The sequence below is a fragment of the Helicobacter sp. MIT 00-7814 genome (assembly GCF_003364115.1).
Taxonomy (GTDB): Bacteria; Campylobacterota; Campylobacteria; order Campylobacterales; family Helicobacteraceae; genus Helicobacter_F.
Genome location: NZ_NXLL01000007.1, coordinates 14,666 through 27,882, shown reverse-complemented (window position 1 = coordinate 27,882; position 13,217 = coordinate 14,666). Strand labels below are relative to the sequence as shown.

Genomic DNA, 13,217 nt, shown 5'->3' with positions numbered 1-13,217 from the left:
TTGTTTGGAAGTTTGTGTTGTGTGAGGATTTTTTAGAGAATGTTTATTTTGAGAATCTTGTGAAGTGGTATTTTGCCCCCCCCCCCGCTAAGCGTATTTCTAAAACCAAAGAAAAAATACGCCACACACGCAACAATTTTATACAAATGCAGATTCCGCGCAACTATGCCTGTGTCTGAAAGATTAATTGCTTCTTTATACGCCTCATCTAACCAATGCGCCTCGCCAGAGCTCAAAAATCCGCAATGCGCGCACTTATAAAATGGCTCATCATAGCACCCCAAAATTTTCGCATTAAAAGCGACTTGTGTTTCTTGTTTGCAAATTTTACACTGCATGCAACCTCCTAAAATTTAATTTAAACTCGCTATTGTAATAAATTTTTGCTTTGCTACAATAGCTTTTATGAAAAAAGATTTTTTTGACACACTTTATAAGATTCTCAATGTAAGCGATTTTGGTGCGCTGAAAGAGGGTTTTTCGCATTTTTATGAGGATTTTAAACAGGGCAAGATTCTTTTAGATTCCAAATTTAGAGAATCTAGCCGCAAATCCCAGACCTTTAGCACGACAGATTCACTTCCGAGCAAGGATTTTGGTGCGCTCAAACTTTGCAAAGCCAAAATCCTAAGTCCGCTAAAAATCCGCCGTCCAAAGCACGCCACCACGCCCCAGCAAAGCGCGAAAATCCTGCATTCCGTAGCGCATATAGAATCTAGCGCGATTATCCTAGCCCTTGATGCGGCGTATAGGTTTAAGGATATGCCTTTGGAGTTTTACGCTGATTGGCTGGAGGTGGCGAGCGAGGAGATAGCGCATTTTGAGCTTTTGGAAGGGCTACTAAATGAGATTGGCTACAAATATGGGGATTTTAGCGTGCATGATGGGCTGTTTGATGCGCTAAGTGCGAGTGAAGGAAGTCTAAAAATCCGTATGGGCGTGGTGCATAGGGGCTTAGAGGCAAAGGGCTTGGACGCAAATCCTTTCGTGCTAGCAAAGCTTACGCAAACGCCCCTGCCGATACACTCAAAAATAAAAGAGGTGTTTCATATCATCTTACGCGATGAAGTCGGACATGTGGGAAAGGGCGATAAATGGTGGAAATACGCCTTGCAAAATGAGGGGATTTGCACGCAAAGCGCGCAAGCTGATGCCTTTAGCACGCTATGTGAGGACTTTTGGCGTTTCAAACTTTGTGGCAAGGTGCTAAACTCACAAGAGCGCCTAAAGGCTGGATTTAGCAAAGAGGAATTGCAAGCTTTGGAAAATCTCAATGCAAAATATATGACGAACAGATGAAAAAATAATTTTTGCTTCATAAATTCCTAAAATAGTAAAAAAAAATAGTGAAAAAGAACTAATCCCTTTTTTTAAATTTATTTTTCCCCACACAATTCCAAACTTCTAAAAATCTCCCAAAAATCTAAAACTACATTTTTTTAAAAAAAATTCTCTTGTGTTTTGCTTTTTTAAGTAAAGTTTAATAAGGGGGGGGGGCATAATGCGACTTCTTTTTTGCTAATTTTATAAATTAGGAGGTTCTGTGTCCTTACTTCGTTCATATAAAATGACCGTAGATAGTGGATTTGCGCCAAATTATGATTTTGGCGTGCTTACTCTTGCTACTTGCAAGCCATATATTAGAGAGGTGGCGAAAGTTGGCGAGTGGATAGCGGGCTTTAGCTCCAAAACACTTGATGGCTCAGAAATAGGAAAAGAAAAGCTCATCTACCTAGCCAAAATCACCAAAAGGCTAACTTTTGCCGAGTATTGGGAATCTTACCCACAAAAGCGCCCGGATGCCACCAACACGCAAGGTGATAATATTTATGAGCCTAGCGCAGACGAACCACAAGGCTTTAAAGTTTTTCCAAATAAAAATCACCCTTCAAATGGTGAAGCAGGTTCAGATTGCTCACATAATAATGCGGGATGTCAATCACATGATGATGATAAAACACATGATTTGAAATCACTTTTTGTGCTAGTGTGCGAGGAGTTTTACTACTTTGGCCCTAAAAATGCGCTTAGCATCCCTGAAAATATCCGCCCAAATCTCCCAGAGAGGCAAACTTGCTATGGCGAAATTACAGAGGCAGAGGATGTGCAAAACTTTATCGATTATGTCAAAGCAAATAAAGAAAAATGCAAAGTTTATAACAAAGGATAAAACATGGCAAAATACAAACCCACCTCAAAAGAAGAACTACAAAATCTAGTTAATGATGAAAGTATCTACTTAGGAGATATTGATACAAGTGCTATCACTGATATGAGCGAACTTTTCAAAGAGAGCAAGCGCAAGGACTTTAGCGGTATAGAGACTTGGGATGTAAGTAATGTTACAAATATGAAGTTTATGTTTGCGGGTACAACAAGCTTTAACCAACCACTTGATTCTTGGGATGTAAGTAGTGTTACAGATATGTCTCTTATGTTTGCAGATGCGAAAAGCTTTAATCAGCCGCTTAATTCTTGGGATATAAGTAATGTTACAAATATGAAAGGTATGTTTGCGCATGCAACGAGCTTTAACCAGCCACTTAACAATTGGAATACAAGCAATGTTGCAGAAATTAGAGGTATATTTATGAGTGCAACAAGCTTTAACCAACCACTTGATAAATGGAATGTAAGCAAAGTTATGGATATGGCTCTTATATTTAAGGATGCTACAAACTTCAATCAAAATCTTGAAAGCTGGAATGTTAAAGCAATATCTGCAAAAGATATGTTTGAATCTAGCGGTATGCAGAGCCTCCCTAGCTGGTTTAATAAAGGGTTTCAAAAAATTAATGGAAAATATAAGCCAACTAGCCCTATAGTATTAAAAGTTTTAGCTTTTGATGAAGATGTCTCATTAGCAGATATTGATACAAGCGCTATCACTAATATGAGCGAGCTTTTCAAAGAGAGCAAGCGCAAGGACTTTAGCGGTATAGAGACTTGGGATGTAAGTAATGTTACAGATATGAGTAGTATGTTTGAGAATGCAGAATATTTCAATCAACCACTTGATAATTGGGATGTAAGTAGTGTTACAGATATGAATAGTATGTTTATGAGTGCCAAAAGCTTCAATCAACCGCTTAATAATTGGAATGTAAGTAGTGTTACAGATATGCAGTGTATGTTTGCAGGTGCGACAAGCTTTAATCAACCACTTGATAAATGGGATGTAAGTAGTGTTACAGATATGGGGCTTATGTTTTCAGGTGTGGAAAATTTCAATCAACCACTTAATAAATGGAATGTAAGTAGTGTTACAGGTATGACTGGTATGTTTAAGCGCGCCAAAAGCTTCAACCAACCACTTAATAATTGGGATACAAGCAATGTTGCACATATGTCTCTTATGTTTTCGGATGCGGCAAGCTTTAATCAACCACTTAATAAATGGAATGTAAGTAGTGTTATAAATATGGGACATATGTTTGCAGGTGCGACAAGCTTTAATCAACCACTTAATAAATGGAATGTAAGCAAAGTTTTGAGTATGAAGAATATGTTTGAAGGTGCGACAAGCTTCAAGCAAGATGACATAAGCTCCCCAGAATACAAAAAAGAAGCACGAATGAAAAAACAGCGCGCTAATACTAAAAAAATAGATTGGAAGTATCGCACTTCTACTAGGTTTGGCACTATACTCGTGTCATTTTTGGGAGGAGGTATCCTCGTAGGCGGTTTAGTTGGGTTTTTCCTTACATTGCTTATTGTTGCAATTTTAAAATATTTTGGAGTTGCATATTCAGAAGAATTATTTTTCACCATTTGGGCGATTTTAATCGTGCTTTCTATAGTTGGTGTATTTTACGGCATTAAAGGTGATACTTACTGCGAATCCTGTGGAAACTATTTTTGCTGGAAACTCGTAAAGACGGAGTTATTGAGTGAAAATATTATCACCCAAGATGAGAAGCAAAGCGATGGTAGTTATAGAAGAGTAAGCTACAAAGTTGGTGAAGAAAAAGACTATTATCGATGCAAGCGCTGTGGTCGCAACGAGTCATGCGTAAGAGAATTTAAAAGACGCATATAATCGCTAAGGAGCGCTAATGAAAACTATTTATCAAACATTCCGCGCGCAAATATGCGCCTGTCTTTTTGCCTTTGTTTTTCTGCAAGGACTCAACGCTAGCATAACGACAGAATCTATTGGCATAGGTGAAAGCGTAGAAGCTGCTAAAAAAGATGCCATAGCCAACGCCGTGCGAGAATCTATGGGCGAATACGTCCGCACCAAACAAGTGCTAGAAGATGAGAATCTCAATGAAAAAATAATCGGCTTTAGCAATGCGTATGTGCTGGACTATAAACAGCTTTCAGCTAATAAAAATCAGCATGGGCTCTATGAAGTCAAAGCGCAAGTAGAAATAGAAGATGGCAAGCTTGTAGGCGTGCTAAAAGATCTCAATGTCGATGTCAAAGATATGAACTCTGGGACTTTCAAAGTCTATGTCGATGAAAGCCACAAAAAAGCAGAAAACTTCCAAGAGGCATTCCAAGCTACTGTTATAGAGCCGCTAAAAAGTGGCGAGGCATGGGAGACAAAGATTTTGAAATTTGATCCATTAGAGCTTACGGAGATTTATCAATATTGCCGCGATGAGGTGTATTGGTGCTATACCTTTAAAATGCCAAAAGATCCCAAATATAAAGCCTATGTGCTTACATTAAGCATCAAATATCAAAAGGGCTACCTAGAAGGTGTGAAAAAGCTTCTCTCTAGTGCAGGGCAGGTTTGCGATAGTAGTGAGAGTGAAAGCAATGGAGGCTGTCGGGCTCCTTATAGCTTTTTTGGGATAGGCGGAATTCGCAGTGCTAGCGTTGTGAGATTTTATACCCTTGCGCCAGCAGTGCAGGTATTGTGGAGTCTAAGGATTAATGATTTGTTTCAAAACTATGTGCAATCAGAGTTAAATAAATTTGACTATGGAAAACTACAGGTGAGATTTTTTGATGCAAATAATAAAGAATTCCCACCTGCAAAAAGATTTTTTACTCCTAATTATTTTCAAGAGAATCCAGCAGAAGGAAATGATGCTGTAGCTCATGTAAATAAGCATAAATTGGAAAAGTTTAGCGAGGAGGAATATAACGCAGCACGAAACTATGAGCCAAATAGATTCCTAGTGCCTTATGGCGGTAAATTCCTCGTAGATGCGCCAGATATTATGGTGGTAGTTTATCTCACACAAGAGGAGGTAAAAAAGCTTAGTGAAATAAAAGCTTCATTTTCGCTCAAAAAACAATAAAAAACACTCAAGGAGACAAAACCATGAAAAAACTTCTTTCTTTACTTTTAATATGCTGTGTGAGCGTAGGGCTCGCTGATGACTTTGAAGATATGCAAACGCTAGGTGTGCAAAGAAATGAAATCGTCATAAACCCGCAGACTAAAGAAATCACGCGTATCATCTCTATCGGCGAGGCAAGCTATCACTTTGGTGATGCCAAAGATATACGCCAAGCCACCACCAAAGCCGAGCTATCCGCCAAAGCCTATATCAGCAAATACCTAAGCGAGGATATCAAATCTCAAGAGTCCCAAGAACAACTAAGCAAAATCCTAAGCGAGCAAAGCTCTGAAGGCGAAGCAAGTGTCAGCAAAAAAGATGTCGATACGCTCACGCAAAATATCAGCTCACAATCTCAAGCCATACTCAAAAATGTCGTAACGATAAAAGCGCAGGTAAATAAAAGCTCAAAAGTCGTGCGCGTGACACTAGGCTGGAATCGTGACGCGAAACCAAAAAAGCCAAGCAAAAAATATGAAGACTTCTAGGATTTGCACGCTTTTACTTTGCGCGCAAGTAGCGATATTGCAAGGCGCGCCACTTGAAAAGGCTAAGCAAATATGTGAGGGCAAGGATTCTAAGGTATTAGAGCAAGCATTGGAGGGGCAGGAATATTTTGTGATTTGCACGCCTATTGTGGATAAGGCTGACGCCAAAGGACAAGCACGCGCGCGAATCTATGCGCGATCGCAACTCCTAGCGCACCTCAAGCAAAACGATCCAAAGCTAGAAAGTATCAGAATCTCACAGCTTCAAAATGATCTCACAAAAGATAAAAATGCGCTCATATCCTTGCTACCAAAGCAGAATCTAACCAAAATCTATGCCAAAGAAACGCAAAAAGCGCAAGATAAAAGCGGGCTAGATTCTAAATTAGATGGGCTAGATTCCACACAAGGCACGCAAGATGAAACACAAACAATCGATACTGCCAAAGCCTTGCAAGTGCTAAAGGATATAGAAAAAGATTTGGATAAAAACGCGCCAAATAGTCAAAATGGAGCTAGCCAAAATACAGCTCAAACTGCGCCAAATATAGAGCAACTCCAAGAGCTAGCAAAAATGTATTTCCAGCTCGGCGACATAGAATCTTACAACCAAATGCAGGACAAAATCCTTTTGTATAAATTTCAATAATCCCACTTGATACGCCACATTTGAAAGGAACAAACAATGGCAACAATAAAAAATATCACACAACAAGGCTCAAAACTCATCATAACTCAAGGAAACGGCTCACAGCGCGTTTATGAAAAAGTCGCTAGCTACTCTTATATGGACGAAAGCGGCAGACGAGAGATAAGCAGAAGTAGATTTGATTCAGATGGTGGAATCTTGCTTATCACTTTTAACGATGGCACCACAACAAAACTGCTTAACGCAAGAAAATCTAATCCCGATGCGTTTAGCGCAGGAATGGCAGGCGGAGAAATACTAGGCAATATCCTTGGCAAAATCCTATCCACGAAAATTGGCAAAATCATCGCGCTAGTAGTCGTGGTGTTTTTCATAATAGTAGCGATACAAAACTAGGGGGCTTTATGCTTGAGTGTTTTTCATGGCTTAGACGCATATTGGAATCCACTAAGTGGAGTATTTTTATCACTAGCATAATTCTTTTAAACGCGCTTACTTTGGGGCTTGATACGATACAGCCTGTAAGCGCGCGCTTTGGTGCGGTGCTTAGCGGCGTTGATAGTGTATGTTTGGTGATTTTTGTAGTAGAAATTTTGGCGCGCATAATGGCGTATGGATTTAGATTTTTCATAGGCAAAGAGAGCGGGTGGAATTGGTTTGATTTTATTATCGTCATTGTGAGCGTGGCGGCGGGCAATGGTATATCTGTGCTTAGAGCATTGCGCGTGATACGAGTTTTCCGCTTGCTTAGCGTTATCCCATCAATGCGCCTTATCTCTTCTGCTATGCTAAATACTCTGCCTTCAATGCTTGGGATTCTCGCGCTTCTTGTGGTGTTTTACTACACTTATGGGGTTTTGTGTGTGAATCTTTTTGGCGAGAAGTTCCCGGATTGGTTTGGAAGTCTGGGGGAGAGCTTTTATACGCTATTCCAAATAATGACGCTAGAATCTTGGTCGATGGGAATCGTGCGCCCGGTAATGGCGGAATATCATTGGGCGTGGGCAGTGTTTGTGAGCTTTATTTGCATTACAAATTTTATCGTGCTAAATCTCATCGTGGGCGTGGTGGTAGAAAGTATCGCAGAAATCAAAAAGCGCAAATAAGTGGATTTTAAGCTAAGGCGATAGAATCTCACAATCTCATTAATTAAAAAAGATAGAGTATGCGCGCGAAGCGGAGGCGAAGTGCGATTCGTTTCCACGCAGACGATACTAATTGAAGGAATAGGATCGGAACTTGTGCGGACAAAACCCCGCACAAGTGACACAAGGACTAAGCTTCCAAAATCTTTTGTATATGCCCTTGGCTTGGGCTTACAATCCCAAAAAATGCAGATTCCAAAAGAAGTTTGCTCGCATACGCGCCTTGGAAATACCCGCTAGCGCCATTTTGCAAAACACAAAGAGTGACTAGCTCATTTAAAAGCTTGATAATTGCAAGCTTCGCGCGCAATGACGCACTAAAAGCACCTTTTGCGTAAGGGTTTTGCGCGATTTTCGCCACTCTTTGCTCTAACTTTTCTTTTTGCGCACAGAGCGTTTGCACGCGCGCTTTATTGTGGCAGTTTCTTTGCATCGCCCTTATCGCGCCTTCACTCATACCTAGCCCCATGCCACATTGTAGCAGCACAAACCCCGCGTTAATCTTTGGAATCATCGCGCTTGCCGGGCTTGCTAGCACCATTTTTTCACTCACAAAATAATCCCTAAACTGCGTGGCATAAGTCCCCGAGCCCTCCAGCGCGCAAAAAGGCGTGGTTGGCTTTAGTTTAAGCGCGCCCTCACAGCACGCCAGCGCCATAATGCATTCTTTGGGCTTTGGCGGACATGGTTGAGAATCCTTAGAATTTTCAACCTCCGCGATAAAGGCAAAATAATGCCCGGGCGCTAGATTTGACACCCATGCTAAAGTGCCATTGATGATAAATCCGCCCTCTACGCGCTTTGCACTTAGGCGCATTTTATCTAAGCCTACAAAAGCTTTGAGTGGATTTGAAAGCCCCGTGCCACCGAGTATTTCCCCGCTTGCAAGCTTTGAGAAAAGCTCCTTTTGCGCGCTAGTTTTATTCGCAGAGTTTAGTAAATACCACAAAAGCGCTTGATGACACCACACGCAAAAGCCACTATTTCCGCAAGATTCTGAAACTTTTTGCACGCTAAGAAGCGCTTCTTGCAAGCCTTTTGCGCCGTTTTTGGCAAAGGGTTCATACAGCCCAGCCTTGCCAAATGCGTGTAAAATCTCGCTAGGGTAGCTTCCGGCGTGGATTTTTGCACGCTCGCTTTTTAAGCCCGCAAGCGCATTTTGCAAAAGCTCGGAATCTAGCGCGTTTATCTGCGCGGACATTATTGTATATCCAAATCTACCGCGCGCAAGATAGTGTTTGCCACCGGGGAATACTTCGTCGCATGCGCGATGAGCTCATCTTGCTTTTGTTTTGAGGCATTAGATTCTAAAATCACTTTCACACGCACCTGCGTAAAGCCTAGCGGTTTGTCTTTTGAAAGATCGCCCGTGCCCCAAACAGCGGTAATGTTTAAATCACCTTCCAATTCCAATTCAAGCTTTGTGATGACAATATCTTGCGCGATTGCATTTGCGTGAATCCCCACAGCCAAACAGCTTCCAAGCGCTGCTAACACCGCTTCGCTAGGGTTTGGCGCGGTGTCATCGCCAAGCAAGGTTGGTGGCTCATCGACAATGTAAGCTGGGAGGTTGCGGATATAGTTCGCATGGCGGAAACGCCCCTCTGCGACGGTTTTACATTTGAGCGTTTTTATCACATCTGGATTTGCCTTGCCATCTTTTATCAAAGCTTCTAATCCTGCCTTATCAATCGGATCTAATCTCGTGCAGCTCGTTGCTACTGGTTTTTGATTACTCATAATTTCTCCTTAAATTTTTCCTTACACCTAACTAAAGGCGTCAGAAATTCCTTAAAATCTTACAGATTTAAAAAATTTCTGAAGTTTAGAGAATCTCCGCTAGATTCTCCACAATTCAAAAATTTTAACTAAGCGCAAGCGCGCCAAAAGCACGCTTTTAATTCTTACTTAAATCACATATTCAAGTGAGAATCTATGCGCTTTTAAAAGCCATGCAATCTCGCGCTTGAGGTTTAAAAACTCCAAGCTATTGCGCTCGGTTTTATTGATATTTACTTCAATATCAGCAATCACGCTTTTGCGCACGGGGGAAAGCACAATCACGCGCGAGCCCAAAAATATCGCCTCCTCAATGTCATGCGTGACAAAAATAAAAGTCGTGCCAAGATCTTTTGAGATTTTCAAAAGTTCCTCTTGCAAAGAATTGCGCGTGAAATTATCAAGCGCGGAAAAAGGCTCATCAAGAAGCAAGATTTTTGGTTGCACGCTTAGAGCGCGCGCCAAAGCAACGCGCTGTTTTTGCCCGCCGCTTAGTTCGCGTGGGTAGCGATTTTCAAAGCCTTGTAAATGAGTGAGCTCCAAATACTCTTGCGCGCGTTTTTTAGCTAGCTTTTTTTCCACACCTTGCGCTTGCAGGGCAAACATCACATTTTCAAGCGCGCTTTTCCACTCCAAAAGCGCGTAATCTTGAAAGATTTTTATACAACTTTTTGGCGTGCATTGCTTTGTGTAGCGTGTATTTTCAATAATAATCTCCCCACTATCAAAGCGCTCAAACCCGCCAATGAGATTAAGTAACGTGCTTTTCCCGCAACCACTTGCCCCAAGAAGCGTGATAAACTCGCCCTTTTGTATATCTAAATTGATAGAATCTAGCACCTTTTGGGCGCCAAAGCTTTTTGAACAATCATTTATTTGTATAATCGCGCTCATCATCGCACCCCTAGTATTTTTAAGATTGCATATTCTATCGCGCCAAAGAGCAGGTAGATTCCATAGCCTAAAATCCCTATCCAAATCATCGCCACGATAACCATGTCTGTTTCTAGCAAATTGCGTCCATCAGCCACAAGGTAGCCTAGCCCGCTTTGAATGCCTAGCATTTCTGCTGCGACAAGCTGGATCCACGCCACAGAAGCTGCGAGCTTTAGCCCACTTGCGATATGCACGAAAGCGCCGGGCAAAATAATGTCTTTTGTGATTTGCCATTCTTTTGCGCCAAAGTTTTTTGCCATCGCCAAAAGTGTGGGGTTAATCTGCCTCACGCCCGCGATACAAAGTGCCAAAACCGGGAAAAACACCGCATACGCGATGATAAATACCGCGCCCGCATTGCCAATGCCAAGCCACAGCGCGATAATAGGAAGCCACGCAATAGGCGAAATAGGACGAAAAAGCTGAATGAAAGGCTCAAGCAAAATCTCCACCTTTTCAAAGCGCCCTAAAATCAGCCCCAAAGCACTTCCTAGCGCGCCACCAATGAAAAGCCCTAAGAAAAATCGCCCCAAAGAATCCGCAATCGCGCTAAGCAAAACACCTTCACTTAGCAATTCCAAAAACTTTGCAAACACCACACTCACAGGCGGAATCGCACTTTGAGGATTAAGCTCATAAGAATCTTTGCTTAAAAATTCCCACAAAATCAAAAACGCCCCAAAAAGCGCGATTGAACCAATGCGCCAATAAATATTTTTCCATGCAGTTTTTTTCATTTTTTATACCTATTTTTGGTTGCGCGCTAAAACTGCATCGACAAAGCGAGAATCCACAAACTCTTCAAACCCCACATCAAACGCGCCTACTTCAAAACGCTTGATATCTTTAAGCGTTTTGTCTAAGTCATTTTGTGTAAGCTTAAGATTCTCATACACCACGCGCCTATCTTGCGCTAAAAGCGAAGCGATAAGCTCAACCTTTTGCCCTAGGAATTTTTTGCTAAGTTCGGCTGCTTTGGCTGGATTCTCCTTAATAAAATGTGCGGTTTGTAAAAACGCCTCGCTTAAAGCCTGCACTTCATTTGCGCGCGTAGCAATGAGGTTTTCATTGAGCGCTAGCACACAGCAAATGTGATTGTTGCTAATGTCTTTTGAAAGCGCAAAAACATCAGCGAGCTTGCGCGTTTGTGCTGCAAAGCAAAAAGGCTCTGCCACGATAAAGCCATCAATGCTCCCATTGCTAAGAGCAGAAAGCATCTCTGGTGGCGCCATATCGATGAGATTCACATCTTTTGGGCTAAGATTTGCCTGCGCCAAAAGCTCACCAAGCAAGAGATAATGCGTTGAAAATCTGCTAGGAATCGCGATTTTCTTACCCCTTAGCAAAGTAGGATCATGCTTTGTATTCTCATCTGTATTTTGCAAAAGCCCCTTTTTCACAACCAACGCCGAGCCATTCCTATGTGTGGCAAAAAGCGCTTTTATCGCCACGCCTTGAGATTTGAGCTTGAGCGCTAAAGGTGTAAGGATAAACGCCCCATCAATTGCCCCTGCGCGCAATGCCTCGCTTAAATCCGCCCATGAAGAAAATTTGAGCGGTGTGAAATTTGCATTTTGAAGCTCCTTTGCAATCACCACCAAATGATCCGTAATAGGCAAATATCCAATCTTTGGCGCGCTTGCTTGAAAATCTTTAGCATTCAAAAAACTAAGCGCGCTAAGCCCTACACCACCGCCTAATGCGCGCAATCCAAATGACGAAAGCAACGCACCGCTGTGATAAAAAAATGTCCTTCTGTCCATGATCTTTTTTGCCATGAAAAACTCCTTTTTAAGAGAAACTCTTTTTTTCTTTGAATTTTATTATTCAGTTAATTTTAAGGTTTGGAAATGCCTTGGAATTCTACAACTCATAAGGCGTATTTTGATAAACATAAAAATTTAGCCAGTTAGTAAAAATCACACTCGCACTGCTCCGCCACGAAAGCACAGGCTTGCCATTTTTGAGATAGTTTTTTGGCGCAGCGATTTCTAGTCCCTTTGCCCTATCTCTCTCATACTCGCCTAAAAGCGTTTCGCGCGCGTATTCTGGGTGTCCTAAGATAAAAATATCTTTAGAATCTTTAAGCGCACTTATCCCGCTTTGCTTTCCTTGCAAAAGCACGCTAAGTGCGCGATTTTGCGCCACTTGCTTTTCATTGATATGAGAATGCCTAGAATGAGGCATCAACACCAAATCATCAAGCCCGCCCAAAAGCACATCTTGGCTCTTTTGCAAATGTGGGAAAACGCCAAAAAGCTTGCTTTTACGCGCGATTTTTTCAATCCCATGAAAGTGGTATAAGCCCGCCATCGCGCCCCAACAGAGATACATTGTGCTTGTGCAAGATTCTTTTAAAAAATCCATAATCCCCCCCACCTCCCGCCAGTATTTCACACTCTCAAAGTCCAAATGCTCAATTGGCGCACCTGTCACAATCGCGCCATCAAAGCGCGCATGCTTAATATCCTCAAAATTCACATAAAAACGCTCTAAGTGGCTTAGTGGCGTGTTTTTCCCCACATAGCTTTTGGTCGCAAGCAGCGTGATTTCCACTTGCAGGGCGGAATTGCCAAGGAGAGAGAGAATCTGATTTTCTGTCTCTATCTTTGTTGGCATAAGATTGCAAATCAGCACGCGCAAAGGGCGTATGTCTTGACTTAGCGCTCTTTTGTCCCCCATCACAAAAGCCCATTTTTGCAGGATAGAAAAAGCTGGGATATTCTCAGGCACGATTAAAGGCATTGTTTTGCTCCTTGAAAAGTAAAAAATACTTTTGGTGAGTTGATTATACAAAAAATTGAAAATACAATATGTGTTTTGTAAAAATTTGTAAAAAATTTTAGTAGAGTGTTACAATTTTTCAAAATACATATTGTGTTTTTAAAAAATTGTAGAGTCTTTTTGTTAAGATTTTAAGGCA

15 protein-coding genes are annotated in these 13,217 nt (G+C 41.6%); 8 read left to right on the top strand and 7 right to left on the bottom strand.

Annotated elements, in window-relative coordinates; translation table 11 throughout:
* Positions 1-32 precede the first annotated feature (32 nt).
* Positions 33-338, bottom strand: coding sequence for a hypothetical protein (locus CQA49_RS03285; protein ID WP_115574545.1), 306 nt, complete (start codon positions 336-338; stop codon positions 33-35).
* A gap of 67 nt (positions 339-405) precedes the next feature.
* Between CQA49_RS03285 and CQA49_RS03280 the strand changes: the two genes are divergently transcribed.
* The 8 genes from CQA49_RS03280 (at position 406) to CQA49_RS03245 (ending at position 7,540) form a co-directional block, all read left to right on the top strand.
* Positions 406-1,299, top strand: coding sequence for a ferritin-like domain-containing protein (locus CQA49_RS03280; RefSeq protein WP_115574544.1), 894 nt, complete (start codon positions 406-408; stop codon positions 1,297-1,299).
* A 244-nt stretch (positions 1,300-1,543) separates the two neighbouring features.
* A complete protein-coding gene (locus CQA49_RS03275; RefSeq protein ID WP_220271720.1) occupies positions 1,544-2,170 on the top strand; it encodes a hypothetical protein in 627 nt (208 codons plus the stop codon).
* Between the two features lie 3 nt (positions 2,171-2,173).
* Entirely contained in the window at positions 2,174-4,039 is a 1,866-nt protein-coding gene (locus CQA49_RS03270; protein ID WP_115574542.1) for a BspA family leucine-rich repeat surface protein, read from the top strand.
* Positions 4,040-4,055: 16 nt separating this feature from the next.
* Positions 4,056-5,255, top strand: a complete 1,200-nt coding sequence (locus tag CQA49_RS03265) for a hypothetical protein (RefSeq protein ID WP_115574541.1) — start codon at positions 4,056-4,058, stop codon at positions 5,253-5,255.
* A gap of 23 nt (positions 5,256-5,278) precedes the next feature.
* Positions 5,279-5,785: a hypothetical protein gene (locus CQA49_RS03260; RefSeq protein WP_115574540.1), complete on the top strand. Its 507-nt coding sequence runs from the start codon at positions 5,279-5,281 to the stop codon at positions 5,783-5,785.
* Positions 5,772-6,434, top strand: coding sequence for a hypothetical protein (locus CQA49_RS03255; RefSeq protein ID WP_115574539.1), 663 nt, complete (start codon positions 5,772-5,774; stop codon positions 6,432-6,434). The genes CQA49_RS03260 and CQA49_RS03255 overlap by 14 nt, the downstream gene beginning before the upstream one ends.
* A gap of 36 nt (positions 6,435-6,470) precedes the next feature.
* Complete coding sequence (locus CQA49_RS03250) at positions 6,471-6,830, top strand: hypothetical protein (RefSeq protein ID WP_115574538.1); 360 nt, start codon at positions 6,471-6,473, stop codon at positions 6,828-6,830.
* A gap of 8 nt (positions 6,831-6,838) precedes the next feature.
* Positions 6,839-7,540: an ion transporter gene (locus CQA49_RS03245; RefSeq protein WP_115574537.1), complete on the top strand. Its 702-nt coding sequence runs from the start codon at positions 6,839-6,841 to the stop codon at positions 7,538-7,540.
* A gap of 169 nt (positions 7,541-7,709) precedes the next feature.
* Here the strand turns inward: CQA49_RS03245 and CQA49_RS03240 are convergent, their stop codons facing one another.
* The 6 genes from CQA49_RS03240 to metA form a co-directional block, all read right to left on the bottom strand.
* Positions 7,710-8,780, bottom strand: coding sequence for an acyl-CoA dehydrogenase family protein (locus CQA49_RS03240; protein ID WP_115574536.1), 1,071 nt, complete (start codon positions 8,778-8,780; stop codon positions 7,710-7,712).
* Complete coding sequence (locus tag CQA49_RS03235) at positions 8,780-9,319, bottom strand: OsmC family protein (protein WP_115574535.1); 540 nt, start codon at positions 9,317-9,319, stop codon at positions 8,780-8,782. The genes CQA49_RS03240 and CQA49_RS03235 overlap by 1 nt, the downstream gene beginning before the upstream one ends.
* A 168-nt stretch (positions 9,320-9,487) precedes the next feature.
* The gene (locus CQA49_RS03230; protein ID WP_181882597.1) at positions 9,488-10,252 is read right to left on the bottom strand and encodes an ABC transporter ATP-binding protein; all 765 of its coding nucleotides are present in this window, start codon (positions 10,250-10,252) and stop codon (positions 9,488-9,490) included.
* Entirely contained in the window at positions 10,252-11,031 is a 780-nt protein-coding gene (locus CQA49_RS03225; protein WP_115574533.1) for an ABC transporter permease, read from the bottom strand. The genes CQA49_RS03230 and CQA49_RS03225 overlap by 1 nt, the downstream gene beginning before the upstream one ends.
* Positions 11,032-11,040: 9 nt before the next feature.
* The gene (locus CQA49_RS03220; protein WP_115574532.1) at positions 11,041-12,072 is read right to left on the bottom strand and encodes an ABC transporter substrate-binding protein; all 1,032 of its coding nucleotides are present in this window, start codon (positions 12,070-12,072) and stop codon (positions 11,041-11,043) included.
* Between the two features lie 85 nt (positions 12,073-12,157).
* The gene (gene metA / locus CQA49_RS03215) at positions 12,158-13,039 is read right to left on the bottom strand and encodes a homoserine O-succinyltransferase (RefSeq protein WP_115574531.1); all 882 of its coding nucleotides are present in this window, start codon (positions 13,037-13,039) and stop codon (positions 12,158-12,160) included.
* Positions 13,040-13,217 lie beyond the last annotated feature (178 nt).